Annotated in this window: 15 protein-coding genes; 5 read left to right on the plus strand and 10 right to left on the minus strand. The window is 69.5% G+C overall.

Translation table 11 applies throughout. The features are described from left to right. Positions 1-82: 82 nt before the first annotated feature. The 6 genes from AC1HC7_RS01025 to AC1HC7_RS01050 all read right to left on the minus strand — a co-directional run bounded on the left by AC1HC7_RS01025 (position 83) and on the right by AC1HC7_RS01050 (position 6,800). Entirely contained in the window at positions 83-484 is a 402-nt protein-coding gene (locus tag AC1HC7_RS01025) for a hypothetical protein (protein ID WP_479495876.1), read from the minus strand. Between the two features lie 233 nt (positions 485-717). After that, the gene (gene argF / locus AC1HC7_RS01030) at positions 718-1,704 is read right to left on the minus strand and encodes an ornithine carbamoyltransferase (protein WP_479495875.1); all 987 of its coding nucleotides are present in this window, start codon (positions 1,702-1,704) and stop codon (positions 718-720) included. After that, positions 1,701-2,897: an acetylornithine transaminase gene (locus AC1HC7_RS01035; protein ID WP_479495874.1), complete on the minus strand. Its 1,197-nt coding sequence runs from the start codon at positions 2,895-2,897 to the stop codon at positions 1,701-1,703. Before AC1HC7_RS01035 ends, argF begins: the two co-directional genes overlap by 4 nt. A gap of 263 nt (positions 2,898-3,160) precedes the next feature. Beyond that, entirely contained in the window at positions 3,161-5,119 is a 1,959-nt protein-coding gene (gene thrS / locus AC1HC7_RS01040; protein ID WP_479495903.1) for a threonine--tRNA ligase, read from the minus strand. A 134-nt stretch (positions 5,120-5,253) separates the two neighbouring features. Next, positions 5,254-5,547 carry a hypothetical protein gene (locus tag AC1HC7_RS01045; protein WP_479495873.1) on the minus strand — a complete coding sequence of 98 codons (294 nt, stop codon included), beginning with the start codon at positions 5,545-5,547 and terminating at the stop codon, positions 5,254-5,256. A gap of 137 nt (positions 5,548-5,684) precedes the next feature. Beyond that, positions 5,685-6,800 carry a glycosyltransferase family 4 protein gene (locus tag AC1HC7_RS01050; protein ID WP_479495872.1) on the minus strand — a complete coding sequence of 372 codons (1,116 nt, stop codon included), beginning with the start codon at positions 6,798-6,800 and terminating at the stop codon, positions 5,685-5,687. 256 nt (positions 6,801-7,056) lie between these two features. Here AC1HC7_RS01050 and AC1HC7_RS01055 point away from each other — a divergent pair, with 256 nt between their 5' ends. From AC1HC7_RS01055 to AC1HC7_RS01075, 5 genes are all read left to right on the plus strand, one after another. Beyond that, complete coding sequence (locus AC1HC7_RS01055; RefSeq protein WP_479495871.1) at positions 7,057-7,737, plus strand: alpha/beta hydrolase; 681 nt, start codon at positions 7,057-7,059, stop codon at positions 7,735-7,737. Between the two features lie 157 nt (positions 7,738-7,894). After that, a complete protein-coding gene (locus tag AC1HC7_RS01060) occupies positions 7,895-9,697 on the plus strand; it encodes an ABC transporter ATP-binding protein (protein ID WP_479495870.1) in 1,803 nt (600 codons plus the stop codon). Continuing rightward, positions 9,694-11,628, plus strand: coding sequence for an ABC transporter substrate-binding protein (locus AC1HC7_RS01065; RefSeq protein ID WP_479495869.1), 1,935 nt, complete (start codon positions 9,694-9,696; stop codon positions 11,626-11,628). Before AC1HC7_RS01060 ends, AC1HC7_RS01065 begins: the two co-directional genes overlap by 4 nt. Before the next feature lie 100 nt (positions 11,629-11,728). Next, positions 11,729-12,748, plus strand: a complete 1,020-nt coding sequence (locus AC1HC7_RS01070; protein ID WP_479495868.1) for an ABC transporter permease — start codon at positions 11,729-11,731, stop codon at positions 12,746-12,748. After that, positions 12,748-13,926, plus strand: a complete 1,179-nt coding sequence (locus AC1HC7_RS01075; protein ID WP_479495867.1) for an ABC transporter permease — start codon at positions 12,748-12,750, stop codon at positions 13,924-13,926. Before AC1HC7_RS01070 ends, AC1HC7_RS01075 begins: the two co-directional genes overlap by 1 nt. A 159-nt stretch (positions 13,927-14,085) precedes the next feature. Here AC1HC7_RS01075 and AC1HC7_RS01080 read toward each other — a convergent pair whose 3' ends face one another. From AC1HC7_RS01080 to AC1HC7_RS01095, 4 genes are all read right to left on the minus strand, one after another. Next, positions 14,086-14,421 (minus strand): hypothetical protein, encoded by a 336-nt coding sequence (locus AC1HC7_RS01080; protein ID WP_479495866.1) that lies wholly within the window; start codon positions 14,419-14,421, stop codon positions 14,086-14,088. A 74-nt stretch (positions 14,422-14,495) separates the two neighbouring features. Beyond that, positions 14,496-14,939 (minus strand): hypothetical protein, encoded by a 444-nt coding sequence (locus AC1HC7_RS01085; RefSeq protein WP_479495865.1) that lies wholly within the window; start codon positions 14,937-14,939, stop codon positions 14,496-14,498. 89 nt (positions 14,940-15,028) lie between these two features. Next, entirely contained in the window at positions 15,029-16,129 is a 1,101-nt protein-coding gene (locus AC1HC7_RS01090) for a glycosyltransferase family protein (RefSeq protein WP_479495864.1), read from the minus strand. Next, positions 16,129-16,725 carry a histidine phosphatase family protein gene (locus AC1HC7_RS01095; protein ID WP_479495863.1) on the minus strand — a complete coding sequence of 199 codons (597 nt, stop codon included), beginning with the start codon at positions 16,723-16,725 and terminating at the stop codon, positions 16,129-16,131. Before AC1HC7_RS01095 ends, AC1HC7_RS01090 begins: the two co-directional genes overlap by 1 nt. Positions 16,726-16,848: the final 123 nt, after the last annotated feature.

Below are 16,848 nucleotides of genomic sequence, written 5' to 3' on the forward strand. Positions count from 1 at the left end.
CCGCGTCACGCCGCTGCGGCGCATCGGCCAGACGCCTCGAATGCAGGGCGCCGGACGCCCAGGCCGCGACGGGCGCGCCCGATCAGGCCTGCCGGGCGCTGCGCGCGCGCCAGATCGCCATGGCGAAGAACATCAAGGCCGAGAGCAGCAGCCCCATGCCCGCGGGCGTCGGCACGATGGTCGGCTTGCGCCGTTCGATCTTGATCGCCGCCGGCTTGGGCAGCGGCGCCCCGGCGCCGATGTCCGACAGGATCGAGCGCACCGGCATGGCGAAGGCGCCGTCGAACAGCGAGGCGGCCCTCGCCTCCGGCCCTTCCAGCGCAAAGCCGCCGCCCATCGCCCCGTCATCGGTGAGCACGTCCAGATCGCCCTCGGCGATCTCGCCAAGCACCGCATCGTTGTCGTCCAGTTCGCCGGCCCCGGTCATCGGCGCCACGGCCAGCGCCGCCGCGAACGCGAACGCCGCGCAGCCGCCGGCGGCCATGCGCGCGCCCCGGACGCGCGCCGCCCACGCGGGTTTCCCCGAAAATCTCATCATCGCCATCGCCCCCAAGCTTCGGCGCCATCATGCAGTGCGAAGGTTATCTAATGATCAAATGTGACGAACAAAAGTCGGATCGGCGGCAATGGGGCGAAATCCGACCGCATGCGGCGGCGCGCGTTCCGGCGCGCCGCCATGGCGCGGCCCGCCCGGGTCAGCCGGGCGTCTGGTCAGGCCTATATCGCGCCAAGGCACCAGCGCAGCACGCTTTTCTGGGCATGCAGGCGGTTTTCAGCTTCGTCGAACACCACCGATTGCGGGCCGTAGATGACCTCCTCGCTCGCCTCCTCGCCGGGATGGGCGGGCAGGCAATGCATGAATGTCGCGTCGGGCGCCGCGGCGGCCATCAGCGCCGAATCCACCTGATACGGGCGCAGCAGGTTGTGGCGGCGGTCGCGCGCGTCGCCCTCGTCATTCATGCTCAGCCAGGTGTCGGCCACCACCGCGTCGGCGCCGGCCACGGCATCGCGCGCGTCGCGATGCAGCGATATGCGCGCCCCCTGGGCGCGGGCCCATTCCAGATGCGCCGGCGAGGGATCGAGCGTTTCGGGCGTGGCGATCGCCAGGTCGAAATCAAAGCGCGCCGCGGCCTCGATGAAGGACGAGCACATGTTGTTGCCATCCCCCACCCAGGCGAATTTGCGCCCCTTCACCGGCCCGCGATGTTCCTCGAAAGTGAGGATGTCGGCCATCAGCTGGCAGGGGTGCGAATCGTCGGTCAGCCCGTTGATCACCGGCACGTCGGCGTGTTCGGCGAGGTCGAGCAGGGTCTCGTGGGCGCCGGTGCGGATCATGATCGCGTCCACGTAGCGGCTGAGCACGCGGGCGGTGTCGGCGACGCTTTCGCCCCGGCCCAGCTGCATGTCGGCGCCCGACAGCATCAGGGTCTCGCCGCCAAGCTGGCGCATGCCCACATCGAAGCTGATGCGGGTGCGGGTCGAGGGCTTTTCGAAGATCATCGCCAGGATCCGGCCTTTCAGGGGCCGATCCGCGTCGGGCGTCCCCTTCGGCTGGCCGTCGCGCGCGGCCTTCACCGCGCGGGCGTCGTCGATCATGGCGCGCAGATCCGCCGCCCCGACCGCGTGCAGGTCAAGGAAATGCCGCCGGGTCCGGTCGCCGGCGCCGGGCAGTCGGGTGGCGGGTTCGTTGGGGTAGCAGCTCATGTCGCGCCCTCCGTCTTCGGCCCCGCCGCCACCGCCGCGCAGGCGGCGTCGAGCCGGGTCATCGCCTCGTCAAGTTCCGCCGCGGTGATGTTCAACGGCGGCAGCAGGCGCACCACGTTGTCCGCCGCCGGCACCGTGAGCACATGCGCGTCGTAGCCCGCCTGCACCAGCGCCATGTTGGGCGCCTTGCATTCCAGCCCCAGCATCAGCCCCTCGCCGCGCACGCCCGACAGCACGTCGGGATGCGCCGCCGCCAGCCCTTCAAGCTTCTGGCGCAGCGCCCCGGCGGTGCGGTTCACCTGATCCAGAAACCCGTCGGCGAGCACGATGTCGAGCACCGCATTGCCCACCGCGCAGCCCAGAGGGTTGCCGCCATAGGTGGACCCGTGGGTGCCCGGGGTCATGCCGTTGGCCGCCGCTTCGGTGGCCATCAGGGCGCCCAGCGGAAAGCCGCCGCCTATGGCCTTGGCGATGGCCATGACATCAGGCGCGGCGCCCGCCCATTCATGGGCGAACAGCCGCCCGGTGCGCCCGATCCCGCACTGGATCTCGTCGAAGATCAGCAGCAGGCCCTGTTCGTCGCACAACTCGCGCAGCCCGCGCAGAAATTCGCGCGAGGCGACGCGGACGCCGCCCTCGCCCTGCACCGGCTCCACCATGATCGCCGCGGTCTGAGGCCCGACCAGCGCGCGCGCCGCCGCCAGGTCGTCGAAGGGCGCGTGATCGAATCCCGGCATCAGCGGCCCGAAGCCCTTGGTCATCTTTTCCGACCCCGAGGCGGCGATGGCGCCGGTGGAGCGGCCGTGAAAACAGCCCTCGAAGGTGATGATCCGGCGCCGTTCGGGCTGCCCGAGATCATGAAAATGCTTGCGCGTCATCTTTATCGCAAGCTCCACCGCCTCGGTCCCCGAATTGGTGAAGAACACGGTGTCGGCGAAACTGTTCGCCACCAGCGTTTCGGCCAGTTTTTCCTGACCGGGGATGCGGTAGAGATTGGAGGTGTGCCACAAACGTCGCGCCTGCGTCTCCAGCGCCTTGACGAGCGCGGGATGGGCGTGGCCCAGCGCATTCACCGCGATCCCGGCGCCGAGATCGAGATACTGCGCTCCCTTGTCGTCAGTCAGCCAGGGGCCGCTCCCTTCCACGAAGGAAAGGGGCGCCCGCGCATAGGTCGGAAGGACGGGCGTGATCACCTGTTGGTCTCCTTTGGGTCCGGCCGCCCGAAAAGGAAAACGCCCCTCCGGGCGGCCGGTCCGGGGGGCGAAGCGCGGGTTTTCCCGCGCGCGCGCGCAAATGTCAACGTGAAGCGGCGATCGTCTTGTCATGCGGAGGCGGGTTGCCGAGGGCGGCGGGCATCGCCGCCAGCGCAACGACCGATCGAGTCCCCCGGGCGGAATGTCCGGGCGGCGACGGCGGTCAGGCGATCGCGACGGCCCGCAAGACCGGGACCGGCGGGTCAGGCGGACTCGTCATCCGCCTTGCGCAGATCCGGCGGCGTCGCCTCCTCGGCCAGCGCCGCCACGGCCTCGGCGAGCGGCATCGCCCGCTGCCCCCTGGCCCCGAGGCGGCGCAGCGACACCGTGCCGGCCTCGACCTCCTGACGCCCCACGGCAAGGATCGCCGGGACCTTGGCGACCGAGTGTTCGCGCACCTTGAAATTGATCTTTTCATTGCGGGTGTCGGCGTCGGCGCGCAGCCCCGCCTTGCGCAGCGCCGCCACCACATCCGCCGCGTAGCCGTCGGCGTCAGAGGTGATGGTGGCCACCACCGCCTGGCGCGGCGCCAGCCACAGCGGGAACCGCCCGGCGTGGTTCTCGATCAGGATGCCGAGAAACCGTTCGAACGACCCCAGAATCGCGCGGTGCAGCATCACCGGGCGGTGCTTGGCGCCGTCCTCGCCGACATATTCGGCGTCGAGCCGCCCCGGCATGTTGAAATCCACCTGGAAGGTGCCGCATTGCCATTCGCGGCCGATGGCGTCGGTGAGCTTGAAATCCAGCTTCGGGCCGTAGAACGCGCCCTCGCCGGGGTCGAGCTCGAACTTGTCGGTGACCTTCAGGATCGCCGATTCCAGCGCCGCTTCGGACTTGTCCCAGATCTCGTCGCTGCCGACGCGGGTCTCGGGCCGGGTCGACAGCTTGATCTCGAAGCCGTCAAAGCCGAGATCCGTGTAGATGGAGCTCAGCAATTCGATGAATTTCGCGGTCTCGGGCTCGATCTGCGCCTCGGTGCAGAAGATATGGGCGTCGTCCTGGGTGAAGCCGCGCACCCGCATCAGCCCGTGCATGGACCCGGAGCTTTCATAGCGGTGACAGGATCCGAACTCTGCCAGCCTGAGCGGGAGATCTCGATAGGATTTCAATCCCTGGTTGTATATCTGCACGTGACACGGGCAGTTCATCGGCTTCAACGCGTTCACCCGCTTTTCGTTGGCGTGTTCTTCGTCGATCTCGGTGATGAACATGTTTTCGTGGTATTTTTCCCAGTGCCCGGATTTTTCCCACAGCTTGCGGTCCACCACCTGCGGGGTGCGGATCTCCTTGTAGCCCGCTTCGGTCAGGCGGCGGCGCATGTAGTCTTCAAGCGCCCGGTAGATGGTCCAGCCGTCAGGGTGCCAGAACACCATGCCGGGGGCCTCTTCCTGCAGGTGGAACAGCGACATTTCCCGCCCGATCCGGCGATGGTCGCGCTTGGCGGCCTCCTCGAGCATGGTCAGATGGGCGTTCAGGTCCTTCTTGCTGCGAAACGCCACCCCGTAGATGCGCTGCAGCATGGGGTTGCGGTGATCGCCGCGCCAATAGGCGCCGGCGACGCTCATCAGCTTGAAGGCGTCAGGGGGCACCTGCCCGGTATGGGCCAGATGCGGGCCGCGGCACAGGTCCTGCCAATGGCCGTGCCAATACATGCGGATCGGCTCGCCCGCGGGGATCATGTCGACCAGTTCGACCTTGTAGGGTTCGTTGTTGGCCTCGTAGAACTTCTTCGCCCGCGCGCGGTCCCACAACTCGGTGGTCACCGGATCGCGCCTGGCGATGATCTCGCGCATCTTCTTCTCGATGGCGGCGAGATCCTCGGTGGAGAACGGCGCCTCGCGGTCGAAATCGTAATAGAATCCGTTCTCGATCACCGGGCCGATGGTGACCTTCACCTCGGGCCAGATCTCCTGCACCGCGCGGGCCATGATATGGGCGCAGTCGTGGCGGATCAGCTCCAGCGCCGCGTCGTCCTTGCCGGTGACGATCGCCAGCCGCGCATCCGCCGTGATGGGCGCGCTCAGGTCGCTCAGCCGTCCGTCGATGCGCGTCGCGATCGCCGCCTTGCCGAGCGATTTCGAGATGTCGGCGGCGACCTCGCCGCCGGTGATCCCGGCGGGATAGGTTCGCGCCGCGCCATCGGGCAGGGTGATCTTCACCATGCGTGCGGCGCTCGCTTCGCTCATCTGTCTTCTCCGGCCATGGCGCCGGGGCCGACCCCCGGAGCGTTGCAGCGCACCATATGGGGGGGTCGGGGCTTGTCAAGCGACGGGGCCGGCGCAGGGCGTCAATGGCGCTACGGCGCCCGCGATCCGTTGGGCAGCAACTGCACCCCCGCAGGGCAGGAGACCATCACCGGCACGCCGTAGACCAGCGCCGGCGGATCGGCGGTGGTGGCCGCGTAGCCGCCCACCGAAACGCCCTCGCAGCCGGCGGCGTTGGCGTTGCGCACGATCAGATTGGCCTCGCCGGCGGCCTCTTCGCCGCTGACGTCGCTTTCGCCGAGAAACACGAATTCATTGATGTTGGCGCGCGCGCAGGCGGCCAGCGCCAGCGCCGCGAAGGCCAGGGCGAGCATGGGAGTTTTCATGACGCATCCAGTCGGTCTGAACAATCGCACGAACACGGGTTGAATACGCAAGCCGAAGGCAACCGGAGGCCAGACTACGCCCCCGGCGCCGTCAGGCCCGTGAACCCGGCGCAATCCCGGGCCCGGGCAACGCCGGTTCAGCCGAAGCCGTAGATCTCCAGCGTCGCGCGCTGCATCTGCGCCATGGAGAAAAGCCGCGCCACCCGCGCCCGCCCGGCCCTGCCCATGCGCGCCCGGGCGCCGTCATCCATGTCGAGCGCCCGCCCGATCGCGGCGGCCAGCGCGGCGGCGTCGCCGGGGGGGTAGCGCCAGCCGGTCACGCCCTCGGCCACGGTCTCGACCGCGCCGCCATGGTCGGTGGCGACCACCGGGCGGCCCATGGCCTGGGCCTCGGCCGCCACGCGCCCGAAGGCCTCCGGTTCGATCGAGGCGCTGACCGCCACCGAGGCCAGCTTCAGCGCCGCCGCCATGTCGTCGCAATGCCCGCCCAGCGACACGCAATCCGCCAGCCCCGCGGCGTCGATGCGGGCCTGCAATTCGCGCCCGTAGGGGCTGTCGGTGTCGCCGCCGACGATCAGGAACTGGAAATCCGCCGCCCCGCGCGCCGCGCGCAGCAGCGCCGCGGCGTCGATGAAATGCTCCTGACCTTTCCAGCGGGTGAGGCGGCCGGGCAGCAGCGCCACCGGGCGCGGGCTTTCCACCAGCCCCCAGCGGGCGGCCAGCGCGACGGCGCGTTCGCCCGACACCGCCGCGGCGTCGAACTGCGCCATGTCGACGCCGCGCGGGATGGTGACGATCTCGGCCCCCGGATGCCGGGCGCGGATCAGCCCGGCGATGTAGTCGGACACCGCGACGCTCGGACGCCCGCGCGCCATGACGCCGTTGTAGAACCGCTTCAGCGGCGCGTTTTCGCGATAGGCGCCATGATAGGTGGTGATGAACCGCGCGCCGCTGCGCCGCGCCGCCAGCCAGCCCGCCCAGGCCGGGGCGCGGCTGCGCGCGTGGATGATCGCCACCCGCTCGCCCTTCACGATCCGCGCCAGTTCCGCGGCGTTGCGCCGGATCGCCAGCGGCGATTTCGCGCCGATGTCGAGCCGGATCAGTTCGCCCCCCGCGCGCGCCAGCGCCGCCTCCATGCGCCCGCCCCGGCTGGCCACCAGCGCCCGGCCGCCGGCGGCGGTGATGGCGCGGGCGATGTCGATGGCGCCGCGCTCGACGCCGCCGGACTCCAGCGCCGGCACCAGTTGCAGCACCGTCGGCGCGCCGCCCGACCGCGGCCCGCCCCGCTTGTCATCGCCGCGCCGCGCGCTAGTCTCGCGCTCCGATCCCCGCGCATTCGCGCCGTCAGCAGCGGACAGGCCCATGACACTCCCCCCAGATCCCCCCGCAGATTCCCCCGCAGATAGTCTCGCAGATCTTCTCGCAGACGACCCCGAACACCTTGATGCCAGGGACGGCCGACGCATCGCTTACCACAGGTTCCGGGGCGATGGCGACACGCGACCCGGGGTGACGTTCCTCGGCGGCTTCAAGTCCGACATGACCGGGACCAAGGCCCTGCATCTGGAAACCCTGTGCCGGGCGCAGGGGCGGCCGTTCCTGCGTTTCGACTACACCGGGCACGGGCGAAGCTCGGGCGATTTCCTCGACGGCTGCATCGGCGACTGGGCGCGCGACGCCATGGACGCGCTCGTCGCGCTGACCGAGGGGCCGCAGATCCTCGTGGGCTCGTCCATGGGCGGCTGGATCGCGCTGCTGCTGGCGCGCGAGGCGCCCGAACGCGTCGCCGCGCTGATCACCATCGCCGCGGCCCCGGATTTCACCGCCGACGGCATGGAGCCGTCATTCTCAGCCGCGCAGATCGCCGAGATGGCCGCGACCGGGCGGGTGTCCCTGCCCTCGGATTACGGCGACGAGCCCTATGTGATCACCCGGCGGCTGATCGAGGACGGGCGCGACCGGCTGGTGCTGCGCGATCCCCTGCCCCTGCCCTTCCCGGTGCGGCTGCTGCACGGCGCGGCGGATGCGGACGTGCCCATGAGCCGCGCGCTGGCGCTGTTGGATCACGCGGATTGCCCGGACATGCGCCTGCAACTGGTCAAGGGCGCGGATCACCGATTCTCCGGCCCCCGCGAACTGGCGATCCTCGGCGCGACGCTGAAGGAGGTCTGCGGCCTGCTCGCGTCATGAGCGCGCGGACGGGCGGATGGCTTGCCGCTCGGCGCGTGAGCTTCCCGCGTCACAACGCCGGGAATGCCGGCCGGGCGGCGCGGTTTGCGATCAAAGCGGTTGCTCTTGACCGGTTTGCGCGACATGCTCGAAAAAAACAGCAACGGGGTAAGGTTTTATGGTGGGGGCGCAGTCGCTGCTGAGCGTGGATGGTCTGTCCGTGACTTTCGGGCGCGGCGCGGCGGCGATGCGCGTGGTCTGCGACGTGGGCTTCACCCTGCGGCGCGGCGAAACCCTGGCGCTGGTGGGCGAAAGCGGCTCGGGCAAGACCCTGACCGGCAAGGCGCTGCTGAAGATCCTGCCCCGCGGCGCGCGCATCGAGGGCGGGCGGGCGATGTTCAGCGGGCGCGGCGAGGACGGGCTGCCCGCCGAGCCCCGCGACCTGCTGGCCATGTCCCCGCCGCAGATTCGCGCCATTCGCGGCGGGCGGATCTCGATGATCTTTCAGGAACCCATGAGTTCCCTGTCGCCGCTGCACACCATCGGCGACCAGGTGGTCGAAGCGCTGCGCCTGCACCGCCCGGAACGCGGCGAGGAGGCCAGGCTCACCTGCCTGGAAATGTTCGACAATGTGGGATTTCACCACCCCGAGCAGGCCTGGTCCGCCTATCCGTTCGAATTGTCCGGCGGGCTGCGCCAGCGCGCCATGATCGCCATGGCGATGATCTGCCGGCCGGATCTGATGATCGCCGACGAACCGACCACGGCGCTCGACGTGACCACGCAGGCGCAGGTGCTGGACCTGATCCGCACCCTGCAAAAGGATACCGGCATGTCGATGATCCTGGTCACCCATGATCTCGGCGTGGTCGCCAACATGGCCGATCAGGTGGTGGTGATGCGCAAGGGCAAGGTGGTGGAATCCGGCCCCTGCGTCACGGTGCTCACCGAACCGGGGCATGGCTACACCCGGGCGCTGATCACCGCCGCGCCCGAGGTGCCGCTCGACAAGCCGCTGCGGATCGGCGGCGTCGAGGATCCGATTTTCTGGGCCCGCGGCCTGTCCAAGACCTATCCGGGGCGGCGCAAGGGCTTCGCGCCGCCGCCGCCCGCGGTGAAGGCGGTGCAGGACGTGGAACTGGCGGTCGGGCGCGGCGAGACGCTGGCGGTGGTCGGCGAAAGCGGATCGGGCAAATCCACCATCGCCAAGCTGATGCTGCGCGCCGAGGAGCCCGACCCGGGCGCCGAGGTCGGGTTTCGCGGCGCCGACGGGATCGAGCAGGACGTGATGGCGCTGCGCGGCGACGACCTGAAGCGGTTCCGCGCCCGGGTGCAGATCGTGTTCCAGGACCCCTACGCCTCGCTGTCGCCGCGCATGTGCGTGATGGACATCCTCACCGAGCCGCTGCGGGTGCACAAGGTCGGCGGGCGGCGCGACCAACGCGAACGCGCCGCGTCGCTGATGGAGCGCGTGGGCCTGTCTCCCGACCATCTGAGCCGCTTTCCGCACGCGTTTTCCGGCGGCCAGCGCCAGCGCATCTCCATCGCCCGCGCATTGGCGCTGCAACCCGAATTGCTGGTCTGCGACGAACCGACCTCGGCGCTCGACGTGTCGGTGCAGGCGCAGGTGCTGGATCTGCTGAAGGAACTGCGCGACGACATGGGGCTGAGCTACCTGTTCATCAGCCATGACCTGACCGTGGTCGCCGATCTCGCCGACCGGGTGGCGGTGATGCGCCGCGGGCGCATCGTCGAACAGGGCCCCGCCAGCCTGTTGTTCCAGAATCCCAGACATCCCTACACCCGCGCGCTGATCGCCGCGTCGCCGGAACCCGACCCCAACCGCCGGCTCGACCTTGCCGAGGTGGCGCGCGGCGCCGGGGACCCGGAAACCTGGCCGCTGCCCTTCGCCTATCGCGGCGACGACGCGCCCGGGCTGATGGAGATCGAACCGGGCCATTACGTGAGGTGCGCCGCATGACGCTGCATAGACGCCCCCTGTCGCTGACCCTGCCGCTGCTGGCGGCCGCCGCGCTGTCGGCGCTGGCGGCTCTGACCGGCCTCGCCGCGGCGCAGGTTCCCGAGTTGCAGGAAACGCCCGTCCTCGCGGATCGCGTCGCGGCGGGCGAATTGCCGCCGGTGGCCGAACGCGCGCCAAGCGAGCCGCTGGTGGTGGATCTGGCCGCCAAGGGGCGTGCGATCGGGCGGCAGGGCGGGGTGCTGCGCACCATCTTCTCGCGCTCCAAGGACATCCGCTACATGGTGGTCTACGGCTATGCCCGGCTGGTGGGCTATGACGAACAATACCGGCTGAAGCCCGACATCCTGCGCGACGTGACCGTCGAGGACGGCCGCATCTTCACCCTGCATCTGCGCAAGGGGCACAAATGGTCCGACGGCGCGCCCTTCACCACCGAGGATTTCCGCTACTGGTGGGAGGACGTGGCCAACAATCCCGACCTCTCGCCCTCGGGCCCGCCCGAACTGATGCTGACCGAGGGCGAGCCGCCGGTGGTGACGGTGATCGACGAGACCACGATCCGTTTCGCCTGGCCCTATCCCAACCCGCGCTTCCTGCCGGCGCTGGCGCAGGCGCGCCCGCCCTTCATCTTCCGGCCGGCGCATTACATGAAGAACTACCATGTAAAATACACCGACCCGTCCAAGCTGAAGGCGCTGATAAAGAAACGCCGGGCGCGCAACTGGGCGCAGCTGCACAACAAATACGACAACATGTACAAGTTCGACAATCCAAAGCTGCCCACCTTGCAGCCGTGGGTGAACACCAACCGCAAGAACGGCGAGCGTTACCTGTTGCAGCGCAATCCCTACTATCACCGCGTCGACCCCGAAGGCCGTCAGCTGCCCTATATCGACACCGTGGACATCGCCATTTCGGCCGGCGGGCTGATCCCGTCCAAGATCACGCTGGGCGAGGCGGATCTGCAGATCCGCTCGCTGAGCTTTTCGGACGCGCCGGTGCTGAAGAAGGGCGAGAAGAGCGGCGGCTACGACACCTATCTTTGGGCCAATGGATCGGGGGCCGAGATCGCGCTCTACCCCAACCAGAACTACACCGACAAGGCCTATCGCACGCTGTTTCGCGACGTGCGCTTCCGGCGGGCGCTCAGCCTCGCCATCGACCGGCGCACCGTCAACAAGTCGCTGTATTTCGGACTGGCGGCGGAGCGCGCCATGGCGGCGCTGCCCTCGAGCCCCTTCTATGACGAGGCCAACGCCTTGTCCTACGCCGAATTCGATCTCGAGCGCGCCAGCGCGCTGCTCGACGACATCGGGCTGACGGCGCGCGACGGCGCCGGCATCCGCAAGCTGCCCGACGGGCGCTCGCTGGAAATCGTGGTGGAAAGCGCCGGCGAGCGCGGCGTGGAAAGCGACGCCATGGAGCTGGTGGCCGAGACCTGGCGCGACATCGGGGTCAAGCTGATCTACCGGCCGCTGGATCGCGACATCCTGCGCAACGCCGCCTATCAGGGCAATTCGATGATGCCGGTCTGGTTCGGCTGGAACAACGGCATCCCGACCCCCGAGGCGCCGCCCACGGAACTGGCCCCGGTGGATCAGGCCAATTTCAGCTGGCCCATGTGGGGGCAGTATTTCCAGACCAAGGGCCAGGCCGGCGAGGCCCCGGACACGCCCGAGTCAAAGCGGCTGCTGGCGCTGTTCAAGGACTGGAGCCGCGCCGGGGACGGCGAGGCCCGCGCGGCGATCTGGCGCGAGATGCTGGCGATCCATGCCGATCAGGTTTTCGGCATCGGTCTGGTGAGCGCCGCGCCGCAGCCGCTGATCGTGTCGAAAAAGCTGCGCAACGTGCCCAGGAAGGCGATCTACGCCTGGGATCCGGGCGCGCATCTGGGCGTGCATCGCCCGGACGAGTTCTTTTTCGCCGAATGACGCCGCCCGGCGACTGCTGACCGACGACCGAAGACCGAAGACCGAAGACCGAAGATTGACGAAAACATGAAACGGCCGCGAGAGCCGCAAGGAGAACCGGGTGCTTCGCTACATTCTGCGCAGGATCGGAATCATGGCATGGACGCTGCTGCTGGTCAGCGTCCTGATCTTCTGGATCGTCAACCTGCCGCCCGGCGATTTCCTGTCCAACCAGATCGCGCAGCTGCGCGCGTCGGGCGAGGCGGCCTCGGTGGCCAAGGCGGAATTCCTGATGCGCGAATACGCGCTGGATCAGCCCCTGTGGAGGCAATATCTGATCTGGATGGGGTTCTGGGCCGGGCCGAACGGGTTCTCGGGCATCCTGCAGGGCGATCTGGGCTGGTCCTTCGAGCTTGACCAGCCGGTGGGCGAGGTGATGGGCGACGCCATCTGGATGACCATCGCGCTCAATTTCTTCACCCTGCTGTTCGTCTACGTGGTGGCGCTGCCGCTGGGGGCGATCGCCGCGGTGAAGGCCAACAGCTGGATCGACTACGCCGCCACCTTCATCGGCTATATCGGGCTGGCGACGCCGAATTTCCTGCTGGCGCTGATCCTCTACCACAAGGGCGCGCAATGGTTCGGCCTGCCGGTGGGCGGGCTGATGAGCAAGGAATTTTCCGGCGAACCCATGAGCCTGGCCAAGCTTGGCGACATCATGGTGCACATGATCGTGCCGATCATCGTCATCGGCACCTCGGGCATGGCCGGCATGGTGCGCCGCCTGCGCGCCAACCTGCTCGACGAATTGTCAAAGCCCTACGTGGTGACGGCGCAGGCCAAGGGCGTCGGGCCGGTCACCACGGTTGTCAAATATCCGCTGCGCATGGCGCTCAACCCGTTCGTGGCCGATATCGGCAACCTGCTGCCCTCGCTGGTCTCGGGATCGGTGCTGGTGTCGCTGGTGATGGGGTTGCAGACCATCGGTCCGATCCTGCTGTCGGCGCTGCGCAGTCAGGATTATTTCCTGTCGGGGTTCATCCTGCTGTTCGTGTCGGTGCTGACCCTGGTCGGCATGCTGGTCAGCGACCTGCTGCTGGCGCTGCTCGATCCGCGCATTCGATTCTCGGGGAGAAAGTGATGACCGGCGCCCGCGAAACCGCCCTGCCGGCGATGCAGGACCCCGACGCGCATTACGTCTCCGACGACCCCTATGACGCCGAGTCCGACCTGCAGACGCTGGACCGCGCCGATCTCGACGCCTCGACCCTGACGCTGGTCTGGCGGCGGTTCCGGCGTCACAAGCTGGCGATGATCTCGGGGATCTACCTGCTGCTGATCTATCTGGCGCTGCCCTTCATCGGATTCCTGGCCCCCTACGACCCGGCGCAGCGCAACGCCGACGCGATCTTTGCGCCGCCCCAGTCGGTGGAATTCTTCAAGAACGGGTATTTCGCGGTCACCTATCCGCTGGAAAGCGCCATCGACATGGAGACGTTCCAGCCGGTGTTCACCGCCGATTACGACGACCCGCGCCCGGTGCGCTTCTTCACCGATTGCGGGCCGGAATACACCCTTCTGTGGGCGTTCAAGTCGCGCATGCGGCTGTTCTGCCCGCCCGAAGGCGCGGAGATGCATCTGCTGGGCGCCGACCGGCTGGGGCGCGACATGCACAGCCGCATCATGTACGGCGCGCGGCTCAGCCTCACCGTGGGGCTGATCGGCGTCGCCATCAGCTTCAGCATCGGCATGACGCTGGGGGGCGTGGCGGGGTATTTCGGCGGCTGGGTCGACGGGGTCGTGCAGCGCAGCATCGAGATCATCCGCTCGCTGCCCGAACTGCCGATCTGGCTGGCGCTGTCGGCGGCGATCCCGGCCAATTGGGGGCCGGTGTCGGTGTTCTTCATCATTTCGGTCATTCTGGGCCTGCTCGACTGGCCGGGACTGGCGCGCGCGGTGCGATCGAAATTCCTGTCCCTGCGCGAGGAGGATTACGTGCGCGCCGCGGAACTGATGGGGGCCTCGACCGGGCGCATCATCGGGGCCCACATGATGCCCAGTTTCATGAGCCACCTGGTGGCCTCGGCGACGCTGTCGATCCCGGCGATGATCCTCGGCGAGACGGCGCTGTCGCTGCTGGGGCTCGGGCTGCGCCCGCCGGCGGTGAGCTGGGGGCTGATGCTCAACGACGCGCTGGACCTGACGGCGGTGGAGATCTATCCGTGGCTGCTGTTTCCCATGGCGCCGGTGATCATGGTGGTGCTGGCCTACAGTTTCCTTGGCGACGGGCTGCGCGACGCGCTGGACCCCTATTCCTGACCCCGCCCGGATACGCCGGCCCATTCCCGCCGAGACCCGGACGCTGACCAGTCAACCGGAGACCGGCTGACGCCGGTCACGCCTTTTGCGCCTGTCCTCGCCCTTCGGGCTGCGGGCAGGCGGGCGCGCCCCAGCCGGGGGCGCGCGGCGCGGGTCGGCCTATTCCTCGACCACCGATCCCGCGGTCACCGACCAGTCGCCGTCGCTGCGGCGCAGGATCAGCGCGGCGCGCACGCCTTCGACCGGGTAGCGCAGCGACACCTGCGCGGCGTCGCCGTCGACCGCGATGTCGTTGACGATCAGCGCCGGGCGGCCGCCGGGATCCGCGGCGAGCACCTCCACCGGCTCGCCGAACTTGGTGAGCTTTGCGCCATCGCAGCGTGCATCGTCGCAAACCAGTCGCAGCGGTTTGCGCTCGGGCGCGTCGTTCTCGTGGAAATATCCGGTCAGGCCATCGTAGTCGATGACCGCCTGAAGCAGGGATTCGTCTGTCATCTGGAAAGTCTCCGCACTGGCTGACGCGATGGTCAGCGCGAGGGTCAGGGGGGCGGCGAAACGGCGCATGTGGATCACCAGTATCGCGACACGTCGCGGCCGTAGGCGGCCCGTTCGAAGGCCTTGCCCTCGTCGCCGGCCTGGTCGCGGCCGTCCTTCCAGTCGCCCCAGTGCACGAGTTCGTGCAGCAGCGTCGAGTCGAGCAGGATCAGCATGCGCGCGTCGGTGCGCTCGCCGGGGGTGTTTTCGCAGCGTTCGCAGATCGACTTGGCGAGATAGACGCGATCGGCGTCGGCGGCGCCCGCGAATGCGCCGTTGGCGTCGGGCATCTCCTTGAAGTCGATCGCCGGGGCGGCCGAGCAGGCGAGCAGCGCCTGGCGCGCGGCGGTTCCGTTCATCTCGGCGTAGCGCAGGACGGCGGCCCAGATCCGCGGCTTGGCGGGCACTGCGGCGATCGTTTTCCAGATCTGCGCGGACAGGCAGGGATAGAGTCGTGTCAGGCTTGCACTCACCATCATGGCGAAAACTCCTGTGCGACGCTCCAATCCACCGGAGCATGGCGCCGCGCCGGTCACCGAAAAGTGATGGCATCGTCGCCCGCCCCGGATCACCCGTCCCGGAGGATGATCCGCGTCGCCTCGGTCGCCCCGTCGGCGCTGATGGGCGCCGGGCGGCGCGGGCGCGTCGCGGCCTGCGCCACCGCCTGCGCCAGGGTCTCGGGGGTGAGATCGGCGATGCGCCGCGTCTCGAGTCCCCGCAGCGCGCCGAAGGCGGCGGCGCGGATGATCTGTTCGCGTTCGCCGCCCTCCTCCATGGGGGCGATGATCGCCGGGACGCCGCTGAGCGCCACCTCCACCGCGGTGTTGTAGCCGCAGAGGCTGACCGAGACCGCGGCGCGCGCCAGCATGGCGCGGTAGTCGGCGCGGGCCGGTTCGGCGATGGCGGGGCCGATGGCGGCGAGCCGCGCGGCCTGCGCCGCGGCGTCGGCGCCGCCGGTCAGCAGCCGCCAGCGCAGCGGCGACATCCGCGCCGCATGCGCCGCCAGATCCAGCAGCCGGCGGCCGATGACGCCGCCGCCGACCGCGACCAGCGCCTCGCCCGCGCCGGGGCCGTCCGAGATCGGCGGCGGCGGCGCGGCCACGTAGCCGGTGTAGCGCAGGCGCGGTTGCAGCGCGTCGGGGACCGGCCAGCTTCGATCCAGCGGCAGCAGATCCGCGTCGCCATGCACCAGCACCGCGCGAAACGGCGCGAGACGCGCCAGCGTCGTCGCGACGCGAGCCGGTTTCGAGGGCGGCTCCAGCACGTCGCGGATCGAGGCGAAAACCGGCGCGCCCGGGCGCAGGGCGGCGATGGCGGCCTCGAATTCCGCCGCAAGGTTGCGCCGCCCGAACGGGTAGAGCTCGGTGACCAGGGCGTCGGGGTTTTCGGATTCGACGAGTTCGACCAGATGCGCGCGGCGGGCGGCCAGATCCGCGGCGCCGGCCGGGGCGCCGGACGCGGTGAGCAGGGTCTTGTAATCGAGCCCGTTGGAGGCCAGCGGCGGCAATTGCGCCATCCGCACCCCGCCCGCGTCCAGATGCGCCAGCGGCCGCCCGCCGGAGATCACCAGCGGATCCGCCCCCGCCGCGGCCAGCGCCCGGGCGACGGCGAGCATGCGCACCAGATGCCCCGAGCCCATGAGATGGGTGACCAGAAGCGTGACCCGCATCAGCGAAATTCCAGTTTCTCGGGCAGACCGGCCCCCTCGGGGGCGCCGGTCGCGCTCAGCGTCAGGGGGTGCACGGCGGCGCGCTTGATGCGGAAGGGTTCCGGCCCGCGATAGCGCCAGCCGGCGGCGGCGGCGAGGATGCAGCGCATCACCCCGCGATGGGCGACGATCAGGCAGGGGGCGCGGGCGGCCGCCTCGGCCAATGCCGGGGCGAGGCGGGCCAGCATTTCGGCGGGGGTCTCGCCGCCAGGGGGGCGGAAATCGAGCCCCCATTGCTCCACCGGACGATAGGCGCAGGCGGGATCGGCCAGCAGATCGGCGCCGATGCGCCCCTCCCAGTCGCCGAAATCCATTTCGACGAGGGCCTCGGTCACGATGATCGGCGCGCCTTCGGCCAGGGCCTCGGCGGTCTGGCGGGCGCGGATCAGCGGCGAGACCAGCATGGGCGCCCCGCGCCAGCGCGGCGGCAGGCGGCGGGCGGCGAGTTCGGCCAGAGAGGCCGCCGACAGCGGGATGTCGCTGCGCCCCTGCAGGCGCCCCGCGGCGTTCCAGTCGGTGGGGAAATGCCGCAGCAGGCCGATGTCGCGCGCGGTCACGCGCGCCCCGCCCGCGCCGCCAGCAGCGGCGAAATCGCGTCGCGCAGAATGCGGGCGGCGGCGGCGACGCTGTGGCGCGCGATGATCTGATCGCGCGCCGCAGCGCCGGCGGCGGCCAGCGCC

The organism is Oceanicella sp. (genome assembly GCF_056449545.1).